Below are 26302 nucleotides of genomic sequence, written 5' to 3' on the forward strand. Positions count from 1 at the left end.
CCTTCGTCGCGTACGCAACGGCGCCTGACCGGCGACCCGGCCGCGGACCGGCCACTTCGTGGCCGCCGCTCCCTAGGGGTCGCGGGTGGGGGTTGGGAGTGCGGTCATGGCGGTCTCGGGGTTGTCCGTGTGGCGGGGTTGTGAGGGGGTCGCGTGTCGCGCGGGGTTGGGCCGCCATACTGGGCGCATGAGTATTCGGCCGTTGGACGGTGTTCGCGTCCTGGAACTCGGTAACTATGTTGCCGCTCCTACTGCCGGACGTATTCTCGGCGATTTCGGCGCCGAGGTGATCAAGGTGGAACGCCCCGGCACGGGCGACGAATTGCGCAACTGGCGGTTGTACGGTGGCGATACCTCGATGCTGTATCGCACCGTCAACCGCAACAAGAAGTCGATCGTGCTGGATCTGCGGACCGAGGCGGGGCGCGCGATCGTGCTCGATCTGGTGAAGCAGTGCGATGTGCTGCTGGAGAACTTCCGGCCCGGAATGCTCGAGAAGTGGGGCCTGGGGCCCGAGGCGCTCGAGGAGGCGAACCCGAAGCTGGTGATCACGCGGATCTCGGCCTACGGCCAGACCGGGCCGATGGCCGCGCGGCCGGGCTTCGCCGCGGTCGCGGAGGCGGTCGGTGGGCTGCGTGAGCTGGTGGGGGATCCCGATCGGCCGCCGGTGCGCACCGGGGTGTCGATCGGTGATTCGATCGCGGGCATCTACGCGGCGTTCGGGACCGTGATGGCACTGTTCCAGCGCGAACGGGTCACGGGTCCGGTGCCGCAGGTGGAGCGGATCATCGATGTCGCGCTCAACGAGTCGATCCTGTCGGTGATGGAATCGTTGATCCCCGACCATCTCGCCTACGGCATCAACCGGGAGCGCGTCGGCGGCCGGATGGAAGGCATCGCGCCGTCGAACGCCTATCCGACCAGCGATGGTTACTCCATCATCATCGGTGGCAACGGCGACGCCATCTTCCAGCGGTACATGCAGGTCATCGGCCGCCCCGACCTCGCCGTCGATCCGGAACTCGCCGACAACAACGGCCGCTGGCGCAACCGCGAACGCCTCGACGCCTCGATCGCGGAATGGTCGAGCAAACACACGCGCGCGGAGGCGCTGAAACTGCTCGATGACGCGGCCATCCCGTGCGGCCCCATCTACACCGCCGCCGACATCGTGGCCGACGAGCAGTACCGCGCACGCAATATGATCCAGATGTTCCCCGTCGACGTGGGCGAGGCCGAACCCAAGCAGGTGGGTTTCGGTGGCATCGTCCCGGTGATCGGGGACGCATCGCTGCCGATCCGCAATGTCGGCCCCGATCTCGGCGAGCACACCAGAGAGGTGCTCGGCGGGCTGCTCGGGATGAGTGAAGATCAGATCGACGCGCTGGAGGCACTGTGACGAGGCGAGTACACGGCAGGCGCCGCCCGCCGGTGCGCAACAAGTGGGAGCCGCGAGGCCCGGGTCATGTGCGTCCGACGGTCCACCCCACCCCGGCCAGCGTGGGCGACAAACCGTGCGGTGGCGTGATGTGTGTGCCCGCGCGGGAACCGGAGCAGCGACGGTGACCGCACCGCTGTTGCGTGATGTGACGCTGCGCGACGGTTTGCAGCTCACCGGCAAGGTGCTGCCGGTCGAGCAGAAGATCGACGTGGTGCGCAGACTGCTCGCGGCGGGAGTGCCCGCGCTGGAGATCGGTTCGATGGCGCGGCCGGATCTGGTCGCGCCGATGGCCAACTCGCTCGAGTTGATCGCGGCGCTCACCCCGGACGAACTGGCGAAATGCTGGGTGTGGGTGGCCACCCCGCGCCATGTCGAGAAGGCCGCCGCGGCGGGCGCTCGCAATTTTCAGTACTGCTTCTCGGTGTCCGACGCGCACAACAGGGCCAATATCGGCCGCGATACCGAGACCTCGGTGGCGGCGATGCCTGCGGCGATCCGCCTCGCCCACGAGGCGGGCGGCGAGATCCAGCTGTGCCTGGCCACCACGTTCACCTGCCCGTTCGACGGTCCGGTCGATCCCGGCCGGGTGCTCGCCATCGCGAACGATCCGCGCACCGACGGTGCCGCCGACATCGTCCTCGCCGACACCCTCGGCCAGGCCCACCCGGGTCAGGTGAGCGCCTTGGTCACCGCCGTCCGCGACACCACCCCGCCGCGCCGCATCGTCTTCCACGGTCACGACACCTGGGGCATGGGCGTGGCCAACACGCTCGCGGCCGTCGCCGCGGGCGCGACCATGGTCGACGGCGCGCTGGGCGGTCTCGGCGGCTGCCCCTTCGCTCCCGGTGCCAGTGGCAACACCGCGTCCGAGGACATCCTCTTCGCGACCAGGCCGGACTGGTTCACCCCGGCCTCGCTGGCCGACCTCGTCGGGCTCACCGAAGAACTCCTCGCCGAGCTCGGCGAGCCCAACCGTTCCCGCGCCCTGGAAGGCGCGCGTTCGGAGGCCGACGCCTTCGAGTGGGTCGTTCGCTGAGAGGTCGGTAAGACCTGCGGTATCGGGGGGATCCCGGATGGCGCGGTTCACGGTGGGCAGCCAGACTGGACAGCATGACTTCGCACGCCTTGGGCACCGAGGCCGCCGATGCGGCGGCCGCTACCGATATCGCGGCCGCCGCGCTCGACCTGGTCAAGCTGTACGGATCGGGAGATACACAGGTCAAGGCCCTGGACGGGGTGTCGGCTGACTTCGCGAAGGGCGAATTCACCGCGATCATGGGCCCATCGGGTTCGGGCAAGTCGACGTTGATGCACTGCTTGGCCGGGCTCGACAGCGCCAGCACAGGTCAGGTCCGCATCGGCGACACCGCGCTCACCGGCCTGTCCGACAAACAGATGACGGCGCTGCGGCGCGACCGGATCGGCTTCGTCTTCCAGGCGTTCAACCTGGTCCCGACGCTCACCGCGCTGGAGAACATCACCCTCCCGCTCGATATCGCGGGTCGCAAGGCCGACCAGGAATGGCTCGACACCGTGGTCAAGCGCCTCGGTCTCGGCGACCGCCTCGAGCACCGGCCGTCCGAGCTGTCCGGCGGTCAGCAGCAGCGGGTGGCGTGTGCGCGTGCGCTGGTGGGCAAGCCGGAGATCATCTTCGGTGACGAGCCGACCGGCAACCTGGACTCACATTCCTCGGGTGAGGTGCTCTCGATCCTGCGCGCCTCGGTCGACGAGTTCGGCCAGACCGTGGTGATCGTCACCCACGACCCGCGCGCGGCCGCCTACGCCGACCGCGTCGTGTTCCTCGCCGACGGTCGCATCGTCGACGAGCTGCGTGACCCGACCCAGGATTCGATCCTCGACCGGATGAAGGCGCTGGAAACCCGATGAGCAATCCCATGCGCAAGGTCGCCTTGCGTAACCTCGCCGCGCACAAGGTGCGTTTGGCATTGACTCTGCTGTCGGTGGTGCTCGGTACCGCCTTCATCTCCGGATCGTTCGTCTTCACCGACACCCTGCAGCGCACCTTCGACGGGATTTTCGAAGGCCAGGCCCAGGGCGTCGACGTGCGCGTGGGCCCCGCTGACCGCCAATCACTCGGCGTGCCGACGAACATCGTCGACGCGCTGGCCAAGACTCCCGGCGTAGCCAGGGTCGCGCCTGCGGTGAACGGCCCGGTCGTGCTGCTCGAGCCCGACGGCAAGAAGGCCGTGCAGACCGGTGGCGCACCGAGTTTCGGTCTGTCCTACCTGCCGCCCGACAAGTCCGTCGAGGAGCCGGAGAAGTTCCTGTCGGGCGCCGCGCCCACCCAGCCGAACGAAATCGCGCTCAACGCCGGTGGCGCCGAGAAGGCCGGGCTGAAGGTCGGCGACAAGACCAAGGTGCTGATTCCGTCCAAGGGTGACCCGTTCGAGGTGACGCTGTCGGGTATCTACGAGATGCCGGGCGCCGAGGGCGGCGGTGTGGTCGCGGTGATGTTCACCGAGCCGCAGGGCCGCAAGCTGTTCACCGACGGGTCGCACGTGGCTTACGCCGATATCGCAGCGGCGCCCGGTGTTTCGGCCGATGACCTGCGCGATCAGCTCGCCGCTGGCCTGCCCAACTACAAGGTGCAGAACTCCGACGAGGTCCGCGAGGACATGAAGAAGGAGATCTCCGAGGCGCTCACCTTCATCAACTACTTCCTGCTCGCCTTCGGCGCGATCGCGCTGATCGTCGGCACGTTCATCATCTACAACACCTTCTCGATGATCGTGGCCCAGCGTCTGCGCGAACTCGCGCTGCTGCGCGCGATCGGAGCGAGTCGTCAGCAGGTCGGGCGGTCGGTCGTCTCCGAGGCGATCGTGATCGGGCTGATCGGTAGCGCGCTCGGGCTGGCAGCGGGGATCGGGCTGGCGTACGGGTTGTCGGCGTTGCTCAACGCGTTCGATCTCGGACTGCCGACGGGGTCGTTGACCGTGTTGCCGCGTACCGCGATCGTCGCGCTGCTCGTCGGCCTGATCGTCACCGTGGCCAGCGCCTATGCTCCCGCTCGGCGGGCCGCGAAGGTGCCGCCGGTGGAGGCGATGCGGTCCGAATTCGCCAGCGCGGGTGATTCTTTGCGGCTGCGCACGATCATCGGCGCGGTGATGGCCGTCGCCGGTGGCGTGCTCGTGTACGTGGGTGCGCAGGGCACCGGCAAGGGCTCGGCGGTGACCGTCGGCGTCGGCGCGCTCGGGCTGATTCTGGCGGTGCTGCTGGCGGCGCCCGCGTTGTCGCGGCCGATGGTGCTCGTGCTCGGGGTGCTCACCCGGCCGTTCGGTGCGATCGGGCAGATGGCGCGCAACAACGCCACGCGTAACCCGCGGCGTACCGCCGCCACCGCGTTCGCGCTCACGCTCGGCCTGATGCTGGTCTCGGCGATCGGCATTCTCGGTGCTTCGGCGAAGACGAGTGTCGGTGTGCTCATCGACAAGGGTGTGAAGGCCGAGTACGTGCTCGCCGGTCCGCAGATGATCGGCGCGCCGATCGGTGCGGTCGACGCGGTGCGCACCGAGGTTCCCGGCGTCAGCGATGTCACCGGGATCCGGGTCGTCGCGTTCAAGGTCGGCGACGAGCAGATCGGCGCCACCTCACCGGACGGTCCGATCGACCCGGTGATGGACATCGACGTGATCAGCGGCACCACCACGATCCCGGCCGGTGGCGCGCTCATCGACGAGACCGAGGCGACCGAGCGTGGGTGGAAGCTCGGCGACAAGGTCACCATCACCAGTCTCGACAAGAAGCAGATCGAGCTCACGATCGGCGGCATCTACGCCGACTCGCCGCTGCTCGGGCCCATGGTGGTCGATCCCGGCATCTACGAGCAGCTGATGCCACAGAGTCTGCGCACCAATGTCTTCGTGCTGGTCAAGGCCGCGCCGGGGGCCGATCTCACCGCGATGCGGACGAATCTGGAGAAGGCCACCGAACCGTTCGTGGTGGTACAGGTCCAGGACCACGAACAGTTCAAGGGCGCGCAGGGTCAGCAGATCAACACCCTGCTCGCCATCCTCTACGGGCTGCTCGCCCTGGCGGTGGTGATCGCGGTGCTCGGCATCATCAACACCCTGGCACTGTCGGTGGTGGAGCGCAGGCGCGAGATCGGCATGCTGCGCGCGGTCGGCACCCAGCGTGCGCAGGTGCGTCGCACGATCTACCTGGAGTCCATGCTGATCGCCATCTTCGGCGCGATCGTCGGTCTGGTGCTCGGCATCGCGCTCGGGGTCGGATTCCTGCGCACCCTGCGTGATATGGGCATCGACCAGATCACCATTCCGTGGTCGCAGCTGGTGATCGTGCTGATCGCGTCCGGCGTGGTGGGTGTGCTGGCCGCGGTGTGGCCGGGTGTGCGGGCCGCGCGGACACCGCCGTTGGCGGCTATCGCCGATCTGTAGGCGGAACCGGCACGTCGGCCCCCGGTGGACTTCTACGCCGGGGGCCGGCCTGTGTCGGGGGGACGGCGATCACGCGGGGTAGCGGTTGTACCAGTCCTCGGTCGGTTGGCCGGAGTTGCCGACCGGCGGGGTGAGGCCGAATTCGGTGGCGTAGTCGGCGGCGAGACGTTCGAGGACGTGGCGCGCGTCGACTGTCTCGAACCAGCTTCAGAGAAATTGACAGCGTCGCTGATGAATTCACGGACGGGTAGCCTCCCGCTGGTCTACTTGGAGGTCTCGAGTTTGATGACCCGGTGCAAATCCAACAGGTAATTGGTCTGAGTTTCGTTCAGCCCAAACGCCATTGAGAGCTTCACTATGCTCGTCATGTCTGGAGTTCGCTCGCCGTGCATCCATTTGTCCACAGAAGACTGACTGGTACCGGACTCCCGTGCGATTACGGCCATCGACTTGCCCGATGCCAGGGACAGCCGAACAAGCTCATTGGCAAGTGCTGCCCGTGCGGGAGTGTGTGCCCCACGCACTTTCGGGCTAATTCTGCGCCCCGACCTACGTTCTTTTGTTGGAACATCGGCGGTGTGCGTACGGTCCGAGTCAGGTTCGACCGTCGGGACATCCGGGATAGTCTGCGTGGTCAGGTTTGTATTGGAGTTGCCGAATTCGGGGGTTCTCGGCCTTTGGGCGGGCATTGCCCGATCGGTGACGTGCTCAGTTTGAGCGTCAGCGACCGGACTGTATGAACCTCGACTATCTGCGAGGGCTGCGAATTGGAGTCTCCTGAACCGGTGCGTGAGGCCGTCGGGCTCTTCCATGGATGCGCCGGCGAGAGCGCCTACCAGTCGTTCAACGAGGTCTCTGCTCGGCAGAGCCGGGCCAATAAGTGCTCGGTGCACAACTTGACGTGATCTGCCGACCATTTCGGCAATGGTGCCGACCGAGGGGTCGCCAGCCCTCATCACGAGACCCTGTAATGCAAGGAAGAAGTCGCGTTGCGGCCCCGCGGGTGCGCGAGGTGCTGCGAGAGGTTTCTTGGCCACGGTCGCAGTGTACGAGCTACGTCAACTCTATGTCACCTATTTGTATGGGTTGATCCCACACACGTGACTTTGGACAATGGTTGCTGGTGTCAGTCTTATGTCACCCCAATGTCACCTTCACTCAAAACTTGGGTGACATCGGGTTGACGCTTGCATCCAACTGTACGAACTGTACGAAATATACGAACTGTCAAAGGTTTTCGATGGTCCTGCTACGTGAGTGCAAGACGTCGAGTCGGGGATTGATGTCACCTAACAGGTGTGGTTATATATCCGGGGCTCACTGACCTAGGAGCCCTTGGTCAGAATTAGCGATGGATTTGAGAAATGGAAAGTTGGCCCGCTGTGAAGGTGCTCGTGACGCTGATCGTTGTGCTAATCGCCGTGGTGGGTGCTCTGGTCGCCGGGGTGATTTCGCGAATCTCCGGCGCGACATGGGGCGTCGCGATTTTTGGTGGGTTCGCGAGTTTTGGTGCGACGTACTGGATCGCTGCAGATATTTCGGACCGGTTGGTGCCTGTGTAGTGGTGCACCGTTCGAACCATTCGCTCGGATGACAGTTCGAGCGTGCCGGCGCTGCGATCCCGATTTCTGGTGCGTGCCGGCGGCATTTATGCCGGGTAGCGGTTGTACCAGTCGCCGGTCGGCTGACCGTGGTTGTCGGTCGGCGGGGTGAGGCCGAATTCGGTGGCGTAGTCGGCGGCGAGACGTTCGAGGACGTGGCGTGCGTCGACTGTCTCGAACCAGCGGCGGGGTAGTGCGTTGAAGCCGTAGCGGGCGCCGAGGAGACTGCCCGCGATCGAACCGGTGGCATCGCTGTCGCCGGAGTGGTTGACCGACAGCAGCAGTCCGGTGCGAACGATGTCGTGGGGTGCGCCGCCGAGCCCTTCGGCCGCGAGGGTGGCGAAGACGGCGATCGACAGCGCTTCGGGACCGATCCAGCCCTGGCCGAGGGTCTCGACGTCTTCCGGTGTGGGATAGCGCCGTTCGCGTTCGATCCGGGCGGCCAGCCGGTGGGCGGCATTGAGGGCGGCCGAGGTCTCCTCGTGTTCGGGGTAGCTCGCCAGTTCGACCCGCGCGTGGGACAGCGCGGTGGCGAGGTCGGCGCCGCGCGCGAGCTGATAGATCAGCGCCGACAGCGTGCCCGCGGGGAGCCAGCCGCTGGGGTGGCCGTGGGTGAGTGCGGCGGCGTCACAACCCAGTTCGAAGATGGCATCGGTCGCGTCGCCGGAACGATCTGCGGCGTAACCGAATCCGCACGGGGCCGCGCGCATCACGGCTCCACTGCCCTTGGAGTGGTTGATGGGCTGGTCGCGGGTACCGAGCGGGTCGGTCGGCGCGCGCCGCGCCGCCACCTGGCGTAGCGCGGTGTAGACCGAATTGGCCACGCCGCGTTGCTCGATGAGCTCGGGGTAGCCGGTGAGTGAGCTGTGCAGTGCGAACGGTTGGTCGGGTATCTCCGCGACCTGTCCGCGCAACCACACGAGCAAGCCCTGCTGGAGCAGGCCCATCGTCGCCCCGCCGATGCCCTTGGCCCTGGCCCGCACCGAGCCTCTGATCAGCGCTTCGACCGTGAACGCGGTCAGCTGGGTTTCCTCGGAGATGCGCAGCGGGTCGATGTCGGTGACCCCGGCCGAGCCGTATTCGGCTCGGATCTGTTGCAGTGAACGCGTTTCCACCGGAGCGCCGAGCGCGTCGCCGATCGCGCCGCCGAGCAGGCAACCGTGCACACGCTGCGCCCACATCGCCGCACCCACTGCTTTACGCGCGGCATTCCCCGGCTCCCCGTTGCGAACCGCCGAACGCCACTGGTCCCGCGAGACGGTGCCCGTCCGGGCGGGCGCCGCTGGGTCACCCGGCGCACCGGGCGGCCGGGTTTCCGGCTCGGCTGCGGTGTGGCGAACAGCTGTCGGGTCGTGGCGCCGGGCAGCGCTGCGCCGACTCGACCCGTCGTGGGGCGCGGCCTCGGCGACGGAGTTCGGTGGGAACGCGGGCGATGACGTCGCGGTCGGGCGCGACTCGGCCGCCGATACGGTGCCCGCGGGGTAGACGGAGGCGCGCGGGGGGCTCTCGATGCGGATCGGGGCGTGGGTGGCGGCGGATCGGGCGGGGTGGCGCAATGCCTCGGTGAGCGCGGTGGCGAACGCGGTGCAGGTGGGGAATCGGTGGGTGGGGTCTTTGGCCATGGCCTTCGACAGGACGGTGTCGACCGTGGTGGGGAGGGTGGCGCGGCGGGTGCTGGCCGCGGGAGGTGGGGCGTTGAGGTGGCCGAGCATGACGGTGGCCGGGTTGGGGGCGTCGAAGGGCCCGGTGCCGGTGAGAAGCCGGAAAACCGTGCAGGCCAGGGAGTATTGATCACCACGGCCGTCGAGGGGAGCGCTGCTGAGTTGTTCGGGCGAGGCGTAGGCGATGGTGGCGGTGAACTGGCCGGTGCGGGTGAGGCCGCCGGTGTCGTCGAGGAGTTTCGCGATGCCGAAGTCGGTCAACACGACTCGTTCGTCGAAGCCGGCGCCGACACCCGCGGTATGCGACAACAGGATGTTGGCGGGCTTCACGTCGCGGTGCAGAACGCCCTGGCGGTGGGCGTAGTCGAGCGCACTCGCGGTCTGGGTGACGATCTGGGCGATCCGCTCGCTCCCGAACTGCTGCACCGGCACCGCCGAGGCGTCGACACCGTCCACGAACTGCATGGCTATCCAGAGACGTTCCTCGTCGACGCCGCGGTCGTAGACGGTGATGATGTTCGGGTGGTCGAGCTGGGCCACCAGGTCGGCTTCGCGTTCGAATCTGGCGCGGATCTCGAAGTCGGCGAACAGGTCACGGTGCATCAACTTCAACGCGGTCAGCCGCGGCAGCCTGCGGTCTCTGGCCGCGTACACCGCGCCCATCCCGCCACGTCCCAGCTCGCGCTCGATGACGAAACCGGCGAACACCGCCCCGCGCCGCAACATCGCCTCACCCCGTCCAACGAACCCGATCGTTCGCAGCCTAGTTGGCGCGGGCTCGCAACGCTGCCGAGTCCCGCCACGTTCCCCGGGGCGCGATCACACCGCCGGGGCGTTGGTGTCGGCCCAGCGCGTGATGTCGCCGCGGTCCAGCGCGATGGCGAGCAGGTCCGGGAACTTGTCGGGGGTGCAGGCGAAGGCGGGGATGCCGAGCGCTGCCAGTGCCGCGGCATTGTCGTGGTCGTAGGCGGGCGCGCCCTCGTCGGAGAGCGCGAGCAGCACCACCACCTGGACGCCCGCCTCTTTCATCGCATGGCAGCGGCGCAGCATCTCGTCGCGGACGCCGCCTTCGTAGAGGTCGGAGATGAGCACGAAGAGGCTGTCGGTGGGCCGGGTGATCAGCGTCTGCGAGTAGGCGATGGCGCGATTGATGTCGGTGCCACCGCCGAGCTGGGTGCCGAACAGGACGTCGACCGGGTCGCTGAGCTGGTCGGTGAGGTCGACGATCTCGGTGTCGAACACGACCAGTGAGGTCTTCAGCGACCGCATGGACGCGAGGACGGCGCCGAACACCGAGGCGTAGACGACGCTGGCCGCCATCGAGCCGGATTGGTCGATGGCCAGCACCACATCGCGCTGGATCGACTGCGACTTGCGGCCGTAGCCGACGAGCCGCTCGGGCACGATGGTGCGGTGTTCGGGCAGGTAGTTGGCGAGATTCTTGCGGATTGTCCGGTTGAAATCGATATCGCGCAGTTTCGGGCGATGGGTGCGGGCGGCACGGTTGATGGCGCCCGAGACCGCGGCCACGGTCTTGGCGGCGATACGCTGCTCGATCTCGCGCACCACCTTCTCGACCACCATGCGCGCGGTGGCCTTGGTGGTTTCGGGCATCACCCGGTTGAGGCCGAGCAGTGTGCCGACGAGGTGCACATCGGGCTCGACCGATTCCAGCAGCTCGGGCTCCAGCAGCAGCTGAGTGAGGTTGAGCCGGTCCACGGCGTCGCGCTGCATCACCTCGACCACGGTCGCGGGAAAGTAGGTGCGGATATCGCCGAGCCAGCGCGCGACTCGGGGCGCTGAACCGCCCAGCCCGCCGGACCTTTTCGTCGACCCGGCGGCTTCACCGGTGTTGTAGAGGGCCGACAGTGCCTGGTCCATCGCCTGATCGGCACCTGAGCTCAACCCGCCGAGTTGTTCTTCGGCGGCGCCACCGAGTACGAGACGCCAACGGCGCGCATGGGTTTCGTCGGGTTCGGTCATCGGTGCTCCTGGTGGTCGAGCGGGAGAGCGGGACGCGGTGTCGCGTGGGTGTCGGGCGCGGCCACCGTGACGATCGCGCCGCACGCGATTCGCGGTGCGCGATCCTCGCGCGGCGACCGGTGGATCCGATGTCGGGCCCGGCCCGGCCGCTGCTTCGGCGTCAGACGTCTGCGGAGGTGGGTCACCCAGCGGCCCCCAGGATCGCGGTCGCTGCGCGCAGCGCCAGCTGCCCGCGGATCGGATCGACCGCGGTGCGGCCGTCGGAGGTGGTCGGTGCCGATCCGGTGTCTCGCAGGGCCTGGCTGATGGCTCGGCGTTCGCCGGATTCGAAGGACCCGAAGGTGCGGCGCAGCAGGGGAAGGGTGGCGACGAACTGGTCTTCGTTGAGGTCGCGGAGCCATTCGTCGATGCGGCGCAACAGCTCTCGGTCATGGACCAGGAGCAGTCCGCGGCCGCCGAGGAAGCCGTCGATCCAGGCGGCCTTGGCGGCGGGGGTGTTGCCGACGGACAGGGCGGCGGCCAGTCGGCGGGCGGAGTCGGCGTCGTCGATGCGTTCGGCGTCGCACAGCAGGCGCACCGCGCGGCCGCCGATCGCGCCGTGCACGTCGTCGCGGTCGGCGATGCGTTGCAGGGTGGTCAGCCATTCGGTGGTGGCGTGCTCGTCGTCGCGGGTGCTGATGGCGGTGTGCGCGGCGTCGATCTGGGCGCGCAGGGCCTGGGCGGCATCGGTGTCGAGGCCGGTGACGGCACCGGGCAGGCCCGCGCAGATCCGCACCAGCAGCCCGTCGGCGACGTGGGCCAGGGCCTTGGTGTCGGTGCCTCGGACATCGCCGTAGCGCAGGGTGCGGGTCAGGCCGGGGAGGGCGCCGAGCAGGTGGGTGACATCGTGGTCGAGGGCGGCGGCGGCCTCGAGCCTGGTGATCAACCCTTCGGTGGCGCCGCCGAGGTCGGCGAGCAGGGCCATTTCCAGTGCGTCGGCGAGGGCGGTGACGGTGACGTCGTCGCGGCTCGCGGTGTCGAGGATCTTCGTCTCGGCGGCGGTGCGCAGGGTTGTTCCCCATACCGCCGCTTCGACGATGCGGACTTCGAATTCCGGTTCCCAGCGCAGCGTCCACGTCTCACGGAAGGTGCCGGTACTGCGGACTTCGCCGGTGGTCGGGGTGCCCCAGCCGATCCCGAGCAGGCGCAGGCGGTGCAGCAGGTGTGAACGCTCGACGTCGCGTTCCTTGCGCAGGTCGAGGTCGACATTTCGGGCGAGCGCTTCCTGCTTGAGCCGCAGGGTTTTACAGCGCGCCCGCAGATCGGCGGCCAAGGGAACCGTCGGAGTGTCCTCCGGGACACCGCCGAGCGTCTCGCCGACGACGAGTTCGTCGACCACCAGTCGCAGCATGGTCTCGTCGCCACCGCACATCACCGACCGCACAGCCTCGGTGACCTCGGACAATCCCGGCAGCGGCCTGCCGCGCAACGCGGCGAGGGTGTCCGCCAGCCGCACCGCCTCGATGATGTGCGCACTCGACACCGGCAGATCGTGCGAGCGCAACACCCCGGCGACCTTGGTCAGCCAGCGCGCCACCGGCCGCTCGGTCTCGGTGAACAGGTGGTGATACCAGCCGGGCGAGGTGACGCCTGCCCCGTAGCCGGACCCGGCCGCCAACCGCGAATGCGTCCACGGCACCCAGGTCAACGCGGCCTTCGTCTTCGGCAACCCCTTGAGCAGTCGCATATCCGGTGCGGCGGGACCGAGCGGTTCGACCAACGCGGGCGCGTGCCAGGCACCACACACCACCGCCAACCGCTTCGCACCGCCCTTGAGGACCTGCCGCATCACCTGCCGCATATGCGCCTCGCGGACCAGAGTGTGCTGGTCGACGATCAGTGGCGCCGTCGCGGGGTCATGTCGATCCGCGGCCGCCGGGGACTCGAATCCGTTCGCTGCCGAAGGCTTCTCCAGCAGCTCAGGAGCGTCGAGTGGTGAAGTTGTCACCGGGTCGGGGACTTCGGTGTCGGTCGGCGCCGACGCGCTGAGCGGCGGTGCAGCGTCCGCAGTGGGTGGCGTGATCCCAGTCGCGGCGTGCAGGGCATCCTCGCGCAGGGCGGTCATCGCCTCGGTGATGGCGTCGAAAGCCGCACTGTCGGGAACGGATTCGACGACCGCGTCCCACCAGCGTTCGGCGTCGTCGTAGCCCGCGGCCGAGGCCAGGGCGGCCAGCGGGTCGGAGCCGCCGCCACGGGCGTCGTCGTCGGCGGCGAGGACGTTGGTGGCGGGGAGGTCGCAGAAGCGGACCGGGACGGCGTGCTCGACGCCGTAGCGCATGGCCTGCCACTCAGGAGAGAACACGGCGAACGGCCAGAATGCCGCGTGAGCAGGCGAATCCGGGACGTAGGCGAGCAACGCGACCGGTGGGGCCATCGTGTCGGCGGCGACGAACCCGACCAGCGGATCCGCGTCGGCGGGGCCTTCGATGAGAATGGCGTCGGGCCGGAACTCCTCGAGGGCGTGGCGCAGCGAGCGCGCCGATCCGGGTCCGTGGTGACGGATGCCGAACACCCGCGTCACCGCCGCCGCGTCGACCAGCGGATCGCTCGCCGCGCCTGCGTCCGAGCCGGAGCTCTCGCGGATATCGGCATCGCTCGCCGGATCGCCCGGTGTGGCGTCACCGGTGGCCGGGTGGGTCGCCTTGTTGCGTTGACTCATCGAAAACCCCATGTGTGGTGTGTGTTCCGTCCTCCCCTTCGGGCGTTTCTCAGCCGGCGATCTCGCGGCAGGCCCGGTAGAAGTCGGCCCAGTCGGGGCGTTCCCGCACGACGGCCTCGAGGTATTCGGTCCAGATCACGGTGTCGGCCACCGGGTCCTTGATCACCGAGCCGAGAACGGCGCCCGCGATGTCGGAGGCGCGCAGCACGCCGTCGCCGAAGTGGGCGGACAGCGCGAGGCCGTTGGTGATCACCGAGATCGCCTCGGCGGTGGACAGGGTGCCCGAGGGGGATTTGAGCTTGGTGCGGCCGTCGGCGGTGATGCCGGAGCGCAGTTCGCGGAAGACCCGTACGACGCGGCGGACTTCCTCGGCGGCGGCGGGAACGGTGGGCAATTCCAGTGCGGCGCCGAGCTGTTCGACGCGACGGCTCACGATGGCGACCTCGGAATCCTCGTCGGCGGGCAGCGGCAGCACCACGGTGTTGAAGCGGCGCCGCAGGGCAGAGGAGAGATCGTTGACGCCGCGGTCGCGATCGTTGGCGGTGGCGATGACGTTGAAACCCTTGGCCGCCTGTACTTCCCCGCCGAGTTCGGGCACCGGCAGGGTCTTTTCGGACAGGATGGTGATCAGCGCGTCCTGCACATCGGAGGGGATGCGGGTGAGCTCCTCGATGCGTGCGATGGCGCCGGTGCGCATGGCGGTCATCACCGGTGACGCGACCAGAGCGGCGTCGCTTGGCCCCTCGGCGAGCAGCCGGGCGTAGTTCCAGCCGTAGCGGATCGCTTCCTCGGCGGTGCCGGAGGTGCCCTGCACGAGCAGGGTCGACTCGCCGCTGATGGCGGCCGAAAGATGTTCGGAAACCCATGTTTTCGCGGTGCCGGGAACGCCGAGGAGCAGCAGGGCGCGGTCGGTGGCGAGGGTGGCGACCGCGACCTCCATCAGCCGGCGCGGGCCGACATATTTGGGCGTGATCACGGTGCCGTCGTCGAGGGTGCCGCCGAGAATGTAGGTGACCACGGCCCACGGCGACAGTTTCCAGGACGGCGGGCGCACGCGATCGTCGACGCGGTCCAGGGCGGCCAGCTCGTCGGCGAAGGCCTGTTCGGCGTGGGGACGCAGCAGGGTGGTGGAGGGTTCGATGGTGGTCAACGCAGCTCCTCGAGCATGGTGGCACGATCGGTGAGATCGTGGGCGAGTCGGTGGAATGCCTGTTGCCAGGCGGGATCGTCGGTGGTGTCGGCGAGCGCGCTGACGCGCGTCGCGAGTTCGGCAGGCAGGTGCACGCTCGCGGCCGTGAGCAGCGCCCGGTCGGTGTACACGCCCGCACTGGCGTGCGGCTGCCGTGCGGTGGTGCGGGCGCGCTCGCCGAGCAGACGCAGCACGTGGTCGGCGACGGGTTCCGGCCACGGGTGATCGAGGCCGGGCAGGATCGCGTGTAGTTCGTTGAGCTGGTGGGCGTCGAGGTCGAGCACGTGCTCGATCCGGTCGGCGGCATCGAGCAGGGTGAACAGTTCCCGACGCCGCAGCACGGCCTGCTCGGTCGGGGTCGCGTGGGCGAACAGCGCCCGGGCCCACGCGGTGTCGTGCTGGGCGAGCGTGGCGTCGACCCAGCCGTCCACGATCGCCTTGGCGTAGCGAGGTGGCAGCGACAGGGTCAGCGCGGTGGTGGGAGTGTGCTCGCCGGTGGCCCGTACGATCGAGGACCATGCGGTGAGCGGAGTCGCGGCGATCGCCTGGTGCAGCGTCGTGATCGTCGAATCAGGGGTGTCCCAGCGCAATTTCGCTTGATCGGTCGCATCGGTGATGCCGTCGCGCCGGGCCTGCGCGTCGAGCTCCGCGGGTACTCGTACGTCTACCGTCCCGTCTTCCTCGACCCGGATCCACGACGCCACGAGCGCTGCCATCCGCCGCCCGAAAGCGGCATCCGGGAGCTTGTTCAGCAGCGTCGTGGCGGTGCGCCGGACATCACCGCGCCGGTCGTCGAGGGCCCGCTCGAGCAGGGCTTCGTCGGCCGAACTCAGCCCGTCGGCGAGCAGTCCCAGCAGCTCCGCCTTCACCGGCCCCGACTCCTTCGGCCACGCAGCTGTCAACACGGCCAGTGCCGCGGCCGGATCGGCCCGGCGAGTACGCGCGAACCAGTCCTTTCGCTCGCCGGATGTGCCGAACAACCAGACGTCGTGCGCTGCGTGCGCTCCCGGCTCCGTACCGGAGCCCGAGCCGGCAGTCGTGCCCGAATCGGCATCGGCCGCCTCATCCGCCGACGATGTGGCAGCGTCGGCAGGGAACTCGTCGACCAGTTTCGCCCAGGCCGGGTTGCGGGCGGCGAGCCAGCGTCCGCGGCGGCCGGCCAGTCGGAGCAGCGGCGCACGCAGGGTGGTGTCGGAGGCAGCCGAGAGCGCCTGGACACACAGCACATCGGGCAGGCGGAAATCGAATGGTGTTGCCGCAGTGAACCATTCGGTCAGGAACGGGGATTTGTCCGCGAGGAGGCGGCTGAGGCGGTCGGCGGCGGGGCGCGGGAGAAGCGGGCGCGGATCATCGACGGCGGGTTCGGGTTTCGCCGCGGTACGGGGGAGTTGCCCGCCGCGCAGGTACAGGTCTTGCAGCGCGGCGGTGTGGAGCAGCCGGGTGGCCGGTTCGCCCGCGTGCTGTGGGACGGCGGCGGCGACCGCGGAGTCGAGGTGCACACCGTCGGCGCTGCGCCGGGCGGTGCCGAGCAGCGCCACCGAGACGAGCTCGGCCAGCGCGGGGGTCGGGGTGGTTTCGGTGGGGAACTCGGTCTCCAGGTCGCTCACCTCGCCGGCGCACAACACCGAGATCGGGTCGAAGCCGTCGGCTCGCCACTCGCCGCACACCGTCACCGGATGACCACCCGCGACCGCGATCAGTCGCCACGGGCGCACGCCCGCGGGCAGCGGTAGCGCGGTGCCGTCGGATGCGACGAGTTGCCAGCCGTTCTCGTCGAGCACCGGGACGACATCGGTGAGCAGCGCGGGCCAGGAACGCAGCCACGGATCCGCACTCAACGCGCCCGCGTAGGCGTCGAGCGCGTCGTCGATCGTGGTGCCGCCGACAGCGGGGACGGTGGTGAAGGGTTCGGGTGTGCCGTGGCGGGTGCCCCACTGCGCGCGCAGGGACGCCGCGCCGGGGTAATAGTGCAGTTCGGCGTCCACTTCGTTGCCGGGCGCAGGCACCTCGCCGGTGAAATTCGGGGTGGCGAAGGAATGTTCGATGAGCAGGGCCCACCGTCCGCTACCGCGACCGCGCAGCCAGGTGCGGCGCGTGTGCAGCCGCTCCTCCTCGCTCGTCCGCATGCCGAGCACCAGCCAGCGATCCCGCACCGCGGGCTCGTTCAGCACCGACTCGGCCGACGTCGGGTAGCCGACATGGGTGCGGATCCCCGCCCGCAGCGGCTCGGGGAGGGCGTCGAGTCTGCGATGGGCCAGCACCAGCAGGTGCAGGCGGGCGTACTCGCGCAACAGCAGTTCGGGCCAGTGTTCGGTGGTGACGACCGCGGTGGGCAGCCTGCGCAGGGCCTCGGCGATGCGGGGCGCCTGGGCATCGACCATCCGTGCCGCGATCGCCTCGTAGGCAGCGTACGAACGGTCGGTCTGGGCGAGCCCGGTCCGGATCTGGTCGGTGAGCCAGACCTCCAGTTCGGTGAGCCCGGCGGATACCCGCGCCCGCCGCTGCTCGACGGTGGCCTGCGACGGCGTGCTCGCGGCCTTGGTCTTCGGCGGCGCGGCGGCCTTCGCGGCCCGCCCGGCCAGCCACTCGGCCGCGAAGTCGGCGGGCTCCTCCCGGACGGGAGTCCGGCCACCCGACCACGTGAGCAACAGCGACAGCGTGTGCTTACACGGGAACTTGCGGCTGGGGCACGAGCACTTGTACGCGGGCCCGTCCAGGTCGACGATCGCCTGATACGGCTTGGCGCCACTGCCCTGACACAGCCCCCACACCGCATTGCCCGCGGTGCCGGTCTCGCGCCAGCGACCGGCCAGCTTGCGTGCGGCAGCCAGTGAGCTCGCATCGGGCGCGAGCGCGCGGACCTGGTCCTCGGTCCACGGCGTGCGTTGCTCGGTCATCGGTTCCCCCGTTCTCGTGTTCGCCGAATATCTACCGCAACCCACCGACAACTGGCGGACCCGGCGGCGTAGCGCTCGGAAAACACTGGTGCCGCGGCAAATTCGTGCTCCAGCTCTTGCCGTGGGTCGCGATCTCTGGCATTCTGACCTGTTCGGCACCGCCCGGACCGCCCGCGCTGCTCGACGCAGCGTAACGCGGGTGTGAACACCTCATCGAGCTGCCCGCCGGGGTGGGCGAGGGGTGGACATCGAGGGCCCGCCGTGGCGCCGCGATGGCCATTCCACTCCCGCGGGCAGATTCGCTGAGGGCCCTGCGCATCCCCTGGGCGAACATCCGGCGATCGGGTAGCGTTTCAACCAGGATCGCCGCGTTGCGCGCCGACGCGAAGGGGGATGTCGCAAGTGTGCTCGGATCGGATCGCCGAGGTGGTCGCGCGCGAGCTCGCCGCCGACCCGGCAGTGGAGGAACGGGTCGCCGATTGCGTGCTCGCCGCGCTCACAGCTGTCGACGGTGACTCGGCCGCAACGGATTCCGGCGATACCGGGGTCTTTCTGCGGTCGATCACCGTGCAGGGTTTCCGGGGAATCGGGCCCGCGGCGACGCTGCGGTTGAATCCGGGGCCTGGCCTGACGCTGGTGGTCGGTCGCAACGGCAGCGGGAAATCGAGTTTCGCCGAGGCCGCGGAATTCGCCCTGACCGGCGGGAATCGACGCTGGGACGGCCGCTCGACCGCCTGGCGCGAGGGGTGGCGCAACCTGCACGAACCCGAGACCGCCCGGATCGACGTCGAGCTGCTCACGGCGGGCGATGACCCCGCGCTCTCGGTCGCGACCAGCTGGGACCCGAGTGCGGACCTGGCCGACGCGCGGTGGACCGAGCGGCGTGGATCCGAACCGGCGGCCTCGGTCGACCCGCACGGACGGCGCCGGCGGCTCGATCTGTACCGGCCGTTCCTGTCCTACAGCGAGCTCGGCGCGCTCGTCGACGGGAAGCCGAGCGACCTGTTCGACGCGCTGCATCGCCTGCTCGGCCTGGACGAGCTGGCCGCCGCGGCCGAACAGATCCGGTTGCGCAAGCTGGAACTCGAACGCGCGGTGAAGGATTCGCGCCAGTCCCGCGCCGACCTGCTGGTCGAGCTGGCCGAGGCCGATGACGAACGTGCCCGTGCCGTGGCCGACCTGCTGCGCACGCCGGACCCCGATCTCGACGCGGTGGCGGGCGCGGTGGCCGGTTCGGTCCTCGGCATCGACGGGCCGGAGGGTTTGCGCGCGATCCTGCGCCTGTCGTTGCCCGATGTCGCGCGGGTTGCCGCCACCACCGATCGACTCGCCGAAGCGGCCCGGAATGTGGCGCGCCACGAGACGGTCGATACCGAAGCCGATCTGCGAGTGCTCGAATTGCTCACGCGGGCGCGCGAACACGTCTCGACGGCGGGTTCGTGCCCCTGTCCGGTCTGTGGACGCGACGAACTCGACGCCGACTGGCTCGCCGCCGCCGATACCGAAATCGCCCACCGCACTGCGGAACTCGCGGCCCTTCAGGCGGCCACGGCGGAATTCGACACGGCTCTGACAGCGGCCCGCAACCTTCCCTCAGACCTGCCGATCGAGTTCGGTTCGGCGATCGCAGCCGGTACCCGCGCAGTGGGTCTCACGGTATCGACGTCCGATCCGGCGGGGCGTCGGGTGGATGCGCCCGCGCCGTACGGCACGTCGGACTCGTTGCGGAAACAGCGCGACATCGTCGGACAGCTGTGGTCGGAGTGGGCCGCGCTCGCGACAGCCGACTACGAAGACCAGCTCCCGGATCGACTGCGCACGATGCACGCCGACCTCACCGCGGAACTCGCCGCACTGCAACGGGATACGCGCACCGAACTGGACCGTCTGGATGCGGTGTGGTCGCCGTTGGTCCCGCGCGTTCTCGCGTGGCTCGACCCCGCCCGCGCCGTCGCCGACCACGCGAGCGAGCTGCGGGTGGTGAAGAAGGCAGCCGACTGGCTCAAGGCGGCCACGGCGACGATCCGTGGGGAGCGGATGCGGCCGCTGGAGACCACGGCACGCTGGGTGTGGAGCACCCTGCGCCAGCAGAGCAATGTCGAGCTCGGGGCGATTCGTTTGCAGGGCAGTGCGGGCACGGCGCGGCGGGTGCTGCTCGATGTGACCGTCGACGAGGTGGACGGCGCGGCGCTCGGCGTGATGAGCCAGGGGGAGCTGCACGCGCTCGGACTGTCGCTGTTCCTGCCGCGAGCCACGGTGGCGCACAGCCCTTTCCGGTTCGTCATGATCGACGACCCGGTGCAGGCGATGGATCCCGCGAAGGTGGACGGGCTGGCCAGGGTGCTCGCCGAGGTGGCGGCGTCGCGGCAGGTGGTGGTGTTCACCCATGACGAGCGCCTCGCCGAGGCGGTCCGCCGCATGCAGCTCGACGCGACGGTGCTCGAGGTACAGCGTCGCGAGCGTTCGATCGTCGAGGTGCGGGTGACGGGCGACCCGGTTCGCCGCTATCTCGACGACGCCCGATCCCTGCTCCGCACACCGCAACTGCCCGCCGCCATCGCCGATGAACTCGTCGCGACCTGCTGCCGTTCGGCGATCGAGGCGGCGGGCCTGGCGAAGGCCCGTCAGGAACTGCTGGCGACCGGTCTGGCGCACGGGGAAGTGGAGCGGCGCGTGCGCAACGCCCACACCACCCGCGCCATGATCACCCTCGCCATCATGGGTGTCGGCGCCCGCGTGGACGACCTGAACAAGCATCTCAGCGCGGTCGGCGGACGCTGGCTCGTCGGCGTCCTGCGCGATGCCACCGCGGGGGCGCACGTGCCGATCGATCGTCCGATGCGTGAATTGATCAGTGACACCGAACGATTCATCACGTGGCTGCGCGCCCACGAGCCGAACGCGGTGCGAACATGAGCGGCGCGGCCGCACCGCCGCGTGGCCTCGCCGGTGCGGTGAGGTCGACGTGAATCGCCGTGGCAGGCCCGCGCGCGCGAAGTTCAGCCCGAGGCCGTCGGTGGCGCAGCGGCTGGAAGCGGCCGAGAATTTGCTGGACGGATCGGTGTCGGATGCCGGTGGGGTGTGGTCGCGGGCGGTGGCGTGGATCCTGCGGTTGGCGCTCGAGCAGGCGGTGGACCAGCTGTGGGCGCAGGTGGCGCCGGAGCTGATGCGGTGTCCGATGCGGGCGCAGCTGCTCGCGTTGCGGGTGTACGCGGGGCCGGAGACGGCTGGTCAGGTCGGTGCGTTGTGGGCGGCGCTGTCACGGGCGGCGCATCATCTCGACTACGAGATGGCGCCGAGTGTCACCGATCTGCGGCGTTGGCGGGATCAGACCGCTGAGCTGGCGCGAGCGCTGGAGCTCGCGCCCCTTGCCCACCAGCCGTTCGGGTGATCGGCGAAGGGTGGCCATGGTGGACCTGGGGTGCGCGGTGTGACCGCGAGGTCCGGCAGGATGTGCGGCATGGGTGAAGTGAAACCGTGTCCGTGCCGCCGTGGCGAGCCGTTCGATGCCTGCTGTGGACCGATCCTGGCCGGGGACAAGCCCGCGCCGACCGCGGAAACGCTGATGCGCTCGCGCTACACCGCCTACGTAGTAGGTGACGTGGACTATCTGCTGCGCTCCTGGCATCCCAGCACCCGCCCCGCCGACCTCGAACTCGACGCGGACCAGCGCTGGCTGTTCCTGGAGATCGTCGGCACCCAGCGCGGCGGCCCGTTCGACGACAACGGCACCGTCGAATTCATCGCCCACTACAAGCTCGACGGCACGCGCGACGCGATGCACGAGCTGAGCACCTTCGTCCGGGTCGACGGCGCGTGGGTCTATCTCGACGGTACCTTCCAGGCGTGAACCAGGGATACTGCTGAGGTGCCACGCATCGCGATCGAGTACTGCACCCAATGTCGCTGGCTGCTCCGCGCGAGCTGGATGGCGCAGGAATTGCTCACCACGTTCGCCACCGAGCTCGGCGAGGTGGCGCTGGTGCCCGGCCAGGGGGGCATCTTCCGCATCACCCTGGACGGCGAACAGCTCTGGGAACGCAAGGCCGACGGCGGCTTTCCCGACATCGCCGTCCTCAAGCAGCGGGTCCGCGACCGGATCGCCCCCGAGCGCGACCTCGGCCACTCGGACCGCCGCGACTGACGTCGCAGCGGCGGCCGCGCACTCCGATCGACGGAATCAGCAGCAGCCGCCACCACCGCAGCAACCGCCACCCGCCGGACGTGGCGCAGGTGCGGGGGCGGGCGCCGAGCCCCGTCCCACCGCCGCGAAGGTGGTGAGCAGTTTGACGGTGTCGTCGTGGCCGGCCGGGCACGTGGCCGGATCCGCGGACTGCGCCATCGGCCGGTTGACGTCGAACGTGTCGCCACAGGAGCGACACCGGAAGCTGTAGTTCGGCATCGGCCCAGTGTAAGGCCGATGCTTGCGATCACGCTGCGCCGAACGCTTCGTCGTGGCCGCTGCGCTCCGTACCGTGAGCGAACAGCGGTGATGGCGAGGTGGCGCATGGCGAACAGTAGCGCGGGGGCGGTATTGCGGGCGGTGCTCGACCTCGGGTCGGCACCGCGCAGCGTGGTGGCCAGACACGCCGGGGTTTCCCCGGCCACGGTCACCTGGCAGAGCCGGGCGCTGGTCGAGGCGGGACTGCTCGTCGAACTGCCGGAGTCACCAGGGCCGGGTGGCGTGGGCAGGCCACACAGCCCGATCGCGCTGGACGCGGTCGGCAATGTGGTGATCGCGGTGCATATCGCGGCGGTGCAGATCACCGTCGCGGTGGTCGACATCGCCGGTGCGGTGCTGCGCAGCGAGCAGGTGCCCCACCGCACCCATGCTCCGTACGACATCCTCGACGCCGTATTGGAGCGAGTGCGCGCGGTCGGGGCCGACCTCGCCGACCAGGTGCGGATCCGCGGGCTCGGGGTGGCGATCGGCGGCCGTGTCGACACCGCCACCGGTTCGGTCGTCGAACACTCCTACCTGCGCTGGCGTGATGTGCCGGTGCGCGAATATCTCAGTGCCCGAACAGGTTTACCGGTCAGTGTGGACAGCCACACCCGCGCGACGGTGTACGCCGAACAGCTCTACGGCCGGTTGCGCGGCTCGGCGAGCTCGATCGTGCTGTTCGTCGGCAATGTCATCGACGCCGCCATCGCCGTGCACGGCCGCGTCCACTGCGGGCCGCATTTCGGGGCGGGCTCGATCGCCCGATTGCTCGGCACGACCGACAGATTCGCCCTCGAGGCCCTCGGTGACCACGCGTTGCTGGCGCGTGCCGAAGCGATCGGCCGGTTCGACGGCTTCCCCGAGTTGGTGGCGGCGGCCGCGGCGGGTGGCCCGGAACGCGAGTACTTCATCGAGCGTGCCACGGCGATGGGCGAGGTCGCCGCGGCACTGATAGATCTGATCGACCCGGAAGCGCTCGTACTGATCGACCGCGGCTTGTTCGCGGTTCCCGGCGTTCGCGAAGCCTACGACGACGCGGTGCGCGCCCACTCGACCATCGGCGCCGACCCGTCCGAGGTGATCTTCGCGTCGACGTTCCCCGGGCAGGTGCTGGTGATGGCGGCGGCCGGGGTGGTGTTGCAGGAGTTGTTCAGTGATCCACTGAGCACGGTTGTCGCGCAGGCAGTTTGATTCGTGGTTATTTTAAGACAGTCGAATATTGACCGAAAGCGGCGTCACCCGCGACAGTTGACACTATGAACAAAATGCAGTCCGGCGTCGCCCGGGTCACGTCGGATGTGCTGTGTTGTCGCGGTTCGAATTCCGTCGCCGACAATTCTTCCATCAAATCCGGGAAATCACCTTGCGTAAAAATATTCGACGAATAGCACTTCTCGCCGCAGCGGCTTCGCTGCTCGCGGTCTCCTGCGCCACCGGCGACGAGGGCGGCGCCGCGCTGACGAATCCGCTGCCCACCGAAGTCCCCGCCGGGGTCTCGCTCGCGGTCGCGGCCAATACCGCCAAAGTGGCACTGACCGCGTCGGGAGAACTGAACAAGCTCGGGTTCACGGTGTCGTCGTGGCCCGCCGTGCAGGCCGGTCCCGATGTCATCCAGGCCTTCCGTGGCGGGTCGGTGGACCTGGCCACCAACGCGGGCATTCCGCCGATCCACGCGCACGCCAGCGGTCTCGACGCGAAGATCGTCGGTGTCAAGGTGCGGACGACCCCGCTGTACAAGCTGGCCACCGCCCCCGGATCGAGCATTACCGGCCTCGATGGGCTGCGCGGGAAGAAGATCGGTTTCTCGCCGGGCCAGGCGCAGGGGCTGGTGGTGTTGCGCACGCTGAAGGCGGTGGGCATCCGCACCGACGAGGTGCAGCTCGTGGAGCTGCCGAGCACGAAGTTCCTCACTGCCCTGCAGGCCAAGGAAATCGATGTCGCCCCGTTCGGCGAACCGACCCTGACCAAGTATCTCGACAAGTATCGCGTCGACGGCGCCACCGCGATCGACACTCCCGCCGTCGACGCGCTGACCGTGCTGTGGGCGCCGACCTCGGTATTGCGTGACGACAGCAAAGCCGCTGCCGTCGCCCAATTCGTGAAATTCTGGGCGCGCGGGGAAGTCTGGGCCTGGGAGCATCCCACGGAATGGATCGACGCCTACTACGTCAAGGATCAGACGGTCTCGGCCGAGGACGGCAAACGCATTGTCGCCACAACGGAAAAGCCGTATTTCCCGGAGAATTGGAACGAGGCGATCGCCTGGGAACAGGAGACGATCGATCTGGTGACCAAAGCCGGCTTCTTCGGTAATTCCTTCCCCGCCGGCGAACTGTTCGACCGCCGATTCGAGAAGATCGCGTTCGACGCGGTGGCGGCGCCGTATCGCACCAAGGGGCAGCAATGACCATCGCCCTGTCTCGTACCGCGATTCCGGTTTCCGCACCGTCCGGTGACGGATTCGTCGAGCGGCGCACGCTGCGCCGGCTCGGACTGCGCAAGGCCTTCCCCGCCGCCCGCCTGCTCGGCGTGGTCCTGGTGGTCGGAGCGTGGGCGGCGGGCTCACTGCTCGAACTGATCGACCCGCGCAAACTGTCAGCGCCGTGGACTGTCCTGGCGACCGGCTGGGAGTTGCTGGTCGACGGGCCACTGCTGGCCAACCTGGGGGTGTCGCTGCAACGGGTGCTGATCGGCATGGTCCTCGGTGTGCTCATCGGCACCACGCTCGCCGTGATCGCGGGACTTTCCCGGTGGGGTGAATCGCTCATCGACGGCCCGGTCCAGATCAAGCGGGCCATTCCCACCCTCGGCCTGATTCCGCTGATGATCCTGTGGCTCGGTATCGGCGAGGAATTCAAGCTCGTGCTCATCACCCTGGGTGTGGTCGTGCACATGTACATCCAGACCCACGCCTCGCTCACCACTATCGACCAGAAGCTCGTGGAACTCTCCGAGGTCCAGGGTGTTTCACGCGCGGAGTTCATTCGCAGCGTGGTGCTGCCCGGATCGCTGCCCGGCTTCTTCCTCGGTCTGCGGATGTCGGTCACCAGCGCCTGGCTGGTACTGATCGTGGTCGAGACGGTCAACGCCATCGACGGTCTCGGCAAGATGATGTCGAACGCGCAGAACTACGGGCAGGCCGATGTGATCCTGGTCGGCTTGGTCGTCTACGCCATCTTCGGCCTGGCCTCGGATTCGGCGATCCGCCTGGTGGAACGGAGGGTGCTGTCATGGCGACGCACTATCGCGGGGTGAGTGAGCCGAAGGTCGCTGGTGTCGAAGTCCGCTCGCTGACGCGAAGATTCGGCGATCGCACGGTGCTCGACTCGATCGACCTGACCATCGCACCCGGCCAGTTCGTCGCCTTGCTCGGACGCAGCGGCTCCGGCAAGAGCACGTTGCTGCGGGCGCTCGCCGGGCTGGACTACGACGTCGACGGCGGTGGCACACTGCGCATCCCGGCGAAAACCTCGGTGGTGTTCCAGGATTCACGGCTGTTGCCCTGGCAGCGGGTGCTGCCGAACGTGCTCTACGGGCAGCCGCGCACGCGCCGCGCCGCCGGCGAGCAGGTCCTGGCCGAGGTCGGCCTGGCCGGTCGCGAACGCGCCTGGCCAAGAGAGCTCTCCGGTGGTGAGCAGCAACGAGTTTCGCTGGCCCGTTCCTTGGTCGGCGAACCGGATCTGCTGCTGGCCGACGAACCCTTCGGCGCGCTCGACGCGCTCACCCGGATCAAGATGCACGCTCTGCTGCGCGACCTGATCAGCCGGCATCGTCCGACCGTGCTGCTGGTCACCCACGATGTCGACGAGGCTGTCGCACTGGCCGACCGGGTGATCGTGCTCGACGACGGAAAGCTCGCGGTGGACATTCCGGTCGACCTGTCCGGCGAGCGTGATCCGAGCCAGCCCGCGTTCCAGCGCATCCGCCGCACTCTGCTCACCGCACTCGGTCTTGCCGAGACCGCGGCCTGAAA

At 68.8% G+C, this 26302-nt stretch carries 20 protein-coding genes; 13 read left to right on the forward strand and 7 right to left on the reverse strand.

Annotation, left to right across the window (positions count from 1 at the left end; genetic code table 11):
- Positions 1–187: 187 nt before the first annotated feature.
- The 4 genes from ACFTS5_RS18830 (at position 188) to ACFTS5_RS18845 (ending at position 5856) form a co-directional block, all read left to right on the forward strand.
- Positions 188–1399: a CaiB/BaiF CoA transferase family protein gene (locus tag ACFTS5_RS18830; protein ID WP_378632480.1), complete on the forward strand. Its 1212-nt coding sequence runs from the start codon at positions 188–190 to the stop codon at positions 1397–1399.
- A gap of 163 nt (positions 1400–1562) precedes the next feature.
- Positions 1563–2477 (forward strand): hydroxymethylglutaryl-CoA lyase, encoded by a 915-nt coding sequence (locus ACFTS5_RS18835; protein WP_378632482.1) that lies wholly within the window; start codon positions 1563–1565, stop codon positions 2475–2477.
- A gap of 74 nt (positions 2478–2551) precedes the next feature.
- Complete coding sequence (locus ACFTS5_RS18840; protein WP_378632484.1) at positions 2552–3328, forward strand: ABC transporter ATP-binding protein; 777 nt, start codon at positions 2552–2554, stop codon at positions 3326–3328.
- Complete coding sequence (locus tag ACFTS5_RS18845; protein ID WP_378632485.1) at positions 3325–5856, forward strand: ABC transporter permease; 2532 nt, start codon at positions 3325–3327, stop codon at positions 5854–5856. Before ACFTS5_RS18840 ends, ACFTS5_RS18845 begins: the two co-directional genes overlap by 4 nt.
- Positions 5857–6119: 263 nt before the next feature.
- On the opposite strand, the gene ACFTS5_RS18850 is transcribed toward ACFTS5_RS18845, so the two are convergent.
- Positions 6120–6893 carry a helix-turn-helix domain-containing protein gene (locus tag ACFTS5_RS18850; RefSeq protein WP_378632487.1) on the reverse strand — a complete coding sequence of 258 codons (774 nt, stop codon included), beginning with the start codon at positions 6891–6893 and terminating at the stop codon, positions 6120–6122.
- 345 nt (positions 6894–7238) lie between these two features.
- Here ACFTS5_RS18850 and ACFTS5_RS18855 point away from each other — a divergent pair, with 345 nt between their 5' ends.
- Positions 7239–7418 (forward strand): hypothetical protein, encoded by a 180-nt coding sequence (locus tag ACFTS5_RS18855; protein ID WP_378632489.1) that lies wholly within the window; start codon positions 7239–7241, stop codon positions 7416–7418.
- 86 nt (positions 7419–7504) lie between these two features.
- On the opposite strand, the gene ACFTS5_RS18860 is transcribed toward ACFTS5_RS18855, so the two are convergent.
- From ACFTS5_RS18860 to ACFTS5_RS18880, 5 genes are all read right to left on the reverse strand, one after another.
- Positions 7505–9844 (reverse strand): ADP-ribosylglycohydrolase family protein, encoded by a 2340-nt coding sequence (locus tag ACFTS5_RS18860; RefSeq protein WP_378632491.1) that lies wholly within the window; start codon positions 9842–9844, stop codon positions 7505–7507.
- A gap of 93 nt (positions 9845–9937) precedes the next feature.
- Positions 9938–11101: a VWA domain-containing protein gene (locus ACFTS5_RS18865; RefSeq protein ID WP_378632493.1), complete on the reverse strand. Its 1164-nt coding sequence runs from the start codon at positions 11099–11101 to the stop codon at positions 9938–9940.
- 181 nt (positions 11102–11282) lie between these two features.
- On the reverse strand, positions 11283–13799 hold the full coding sequence (locus tag ACFTS5_RS18870) for a DUF5682 family protein (RefSeq protein ID WP_378632495.1): 2517 nt from the start codon (positions 13797–13799) through the stop codon (positions 11283–11285).
- A gap of 49 nt (positions 13800–13848) precedes the next feature.
- Positions 13849–14949 (reverse strand): AAA family ATPase, encoded by a 1101-nt coding sequence (locus tag ACFTS5_RS18875; protein WP_378632496.1) that lies wholly within the window; start codon positions 14947–14949, stop codon positions 13849–13851.
- A complete protein-coding gene (locus tag ACFTS5_RS18880) occupies positions 14946–17885 on the reverse strand; it encodes a DUF5691 domain-containing protein (RefSeq protein ID WP_378632498.1) in 2940 nt (979 codons plus the stop codon). The genes ACFTS5_RS18875 and ACFTS5_RS18880 overlap by 4 nt, the downstream gene beginning before the upstream one ends.
- Positions 17886–18278: 393 nt before the next feature.
- On the opposite strand from ACFTS5_RS18880, the gene ACFTS5_RS18885 reads away from it, so the two are divergent.
- Genes ACFTS5_RS18885 through ACFTS5_RS18900 form a run of 4 tightly spaced genes read left to right on the forward strand, consistent with a single transcriptional unit; the run spans position 18279 to position 22029 of the window.
- Complete coding sequence (locus tag ACFTS5_RS18885) at positions 18279–20801, forward strand: AAA family ATPase (RefSeq protein WP_378632500.1); 2523 nt, start codon at positions 18279–18281, stop codon at positions 20799–20801.
- Between the two features lie 49 nt (positions 20802–20850).
- Positions 20851–21276 carry a hypothetical protein gene (locus tag ACFTS5_RS18890; protein WP_170112314.1) on the forward strand — a complete coding sequence of 142 codons (426 nt, stop codon included), beginning with the start codon at positions 20851–20853 and terminating at the stop codon, positions 21274–21276.
- Positions 21277–21336: 60 nt separating this feature from the next.
- Positions 21337–21735 (forward strand): YchJ family protein, encoded by a 399-nt coding sequence (locus ACFTS5_RS18895; RefSeq protein ID WP_378633422.1) that lies wholly within the window; start codon positions 21337–21339, stop codon positions 21733–21735.
- Positions 21736–21753: 18 nt separating this feature from the next.
- Positions 21754–22029 carry a SelT/SelW/SelH family protein gene (locus ACFTS5_RS18900; protein WP_056813149.1) on the forward strand — a complete coding sequence of 92 codons (276 nt, stop codon included), beginning with the start codon at positions 21754–21756 and terminating at the stop codon, positions 22027–22029.
- A 36-nt stretch (positions 22030–22065) separates the two neighbouring features.
- Here the strand turns inward: ACFTS5_RS18900 and ACFTS5_RS18905 are convergent, their stop codons facing one another.
- Entirely contained in the window at positions 22066–22287 is a 222-nt protein-coding gene (locus tag ACFTS5_RS18905) for a zinc ribbon domain-containing protein (protein ID WP_378632502.1), read from the reverse strand.
- Positions 22288–22392: 105 nt separating this feature from the next.
- Here ACFTS5_RS18905 and ACFTS5_RS18910 point away from each other — a divergent pair, with 105 nt between their 5' ends.
- The 4 genes from ACFTS5_RS18910 (at position 22393) to ACFTS5_RS18925 (ending at position 26300) form a co-directional block, all read left to right on the forward strand.
- The gene (locus ACFTS5_RS18910) at positions 22393–23520 is read left to right on the forward strand and encodes an ROK family protein (RefSeq protein ID WP_378632505.1); all 1128 of its coding nucleotides are present in this window, start codon (positions 22393–22395) and stop codon (positions 23518–23520) included.
- Positions 23521–23692: 172 nt separating this feature from the next.
- Entirely contained in the window at positions 23693–24736 is a 1044-nt protein-coding gene (locus ACFTS5_RS18915; RefSeq protein ID WP_378632508.1) for an ABC transporter substrate-binding protein, read from the forward strand.
- Entirely contained in the window at positions 24733–25584 is an 852-nt protein-coding gene (locus ACFTS5_RS18920) for an ABC transporter permease (protein ID WP_378632510.1), read from the forward strand. The genes ACFTS5_RS18915 and ACFTS5_RS18920 overlap by 4 nt, the downstream gene beginning before the upstream one ends.
- A complete protein-coding gene (locus ACFTS5_RS18925) occupies positions 25560–26300 on the forward strand; it encodes an ABC transporter ATP-binding protein (protein ID WP_378632513.1) in 741 nt (246 codons plus the stop codon). Before ACFTS5_RS18920 ends, ACFTS5_RS18925 begins: the two co-directional genes overlap by 25 nt.
- Positions 26301–26302 lie beyond the last annotated feature (2 nt).

The sequence above is a fragment of the Nocardia sp. NPDC056952 genome (assembly GCF_042674185.1).
In the GTDB taxonomy this organism is placed as follows: domain Bacteria; phylum Actinomycetota; class Actinomycetes; order Mycobacteriales; family Mycobacteriaceae; genus Nocardia.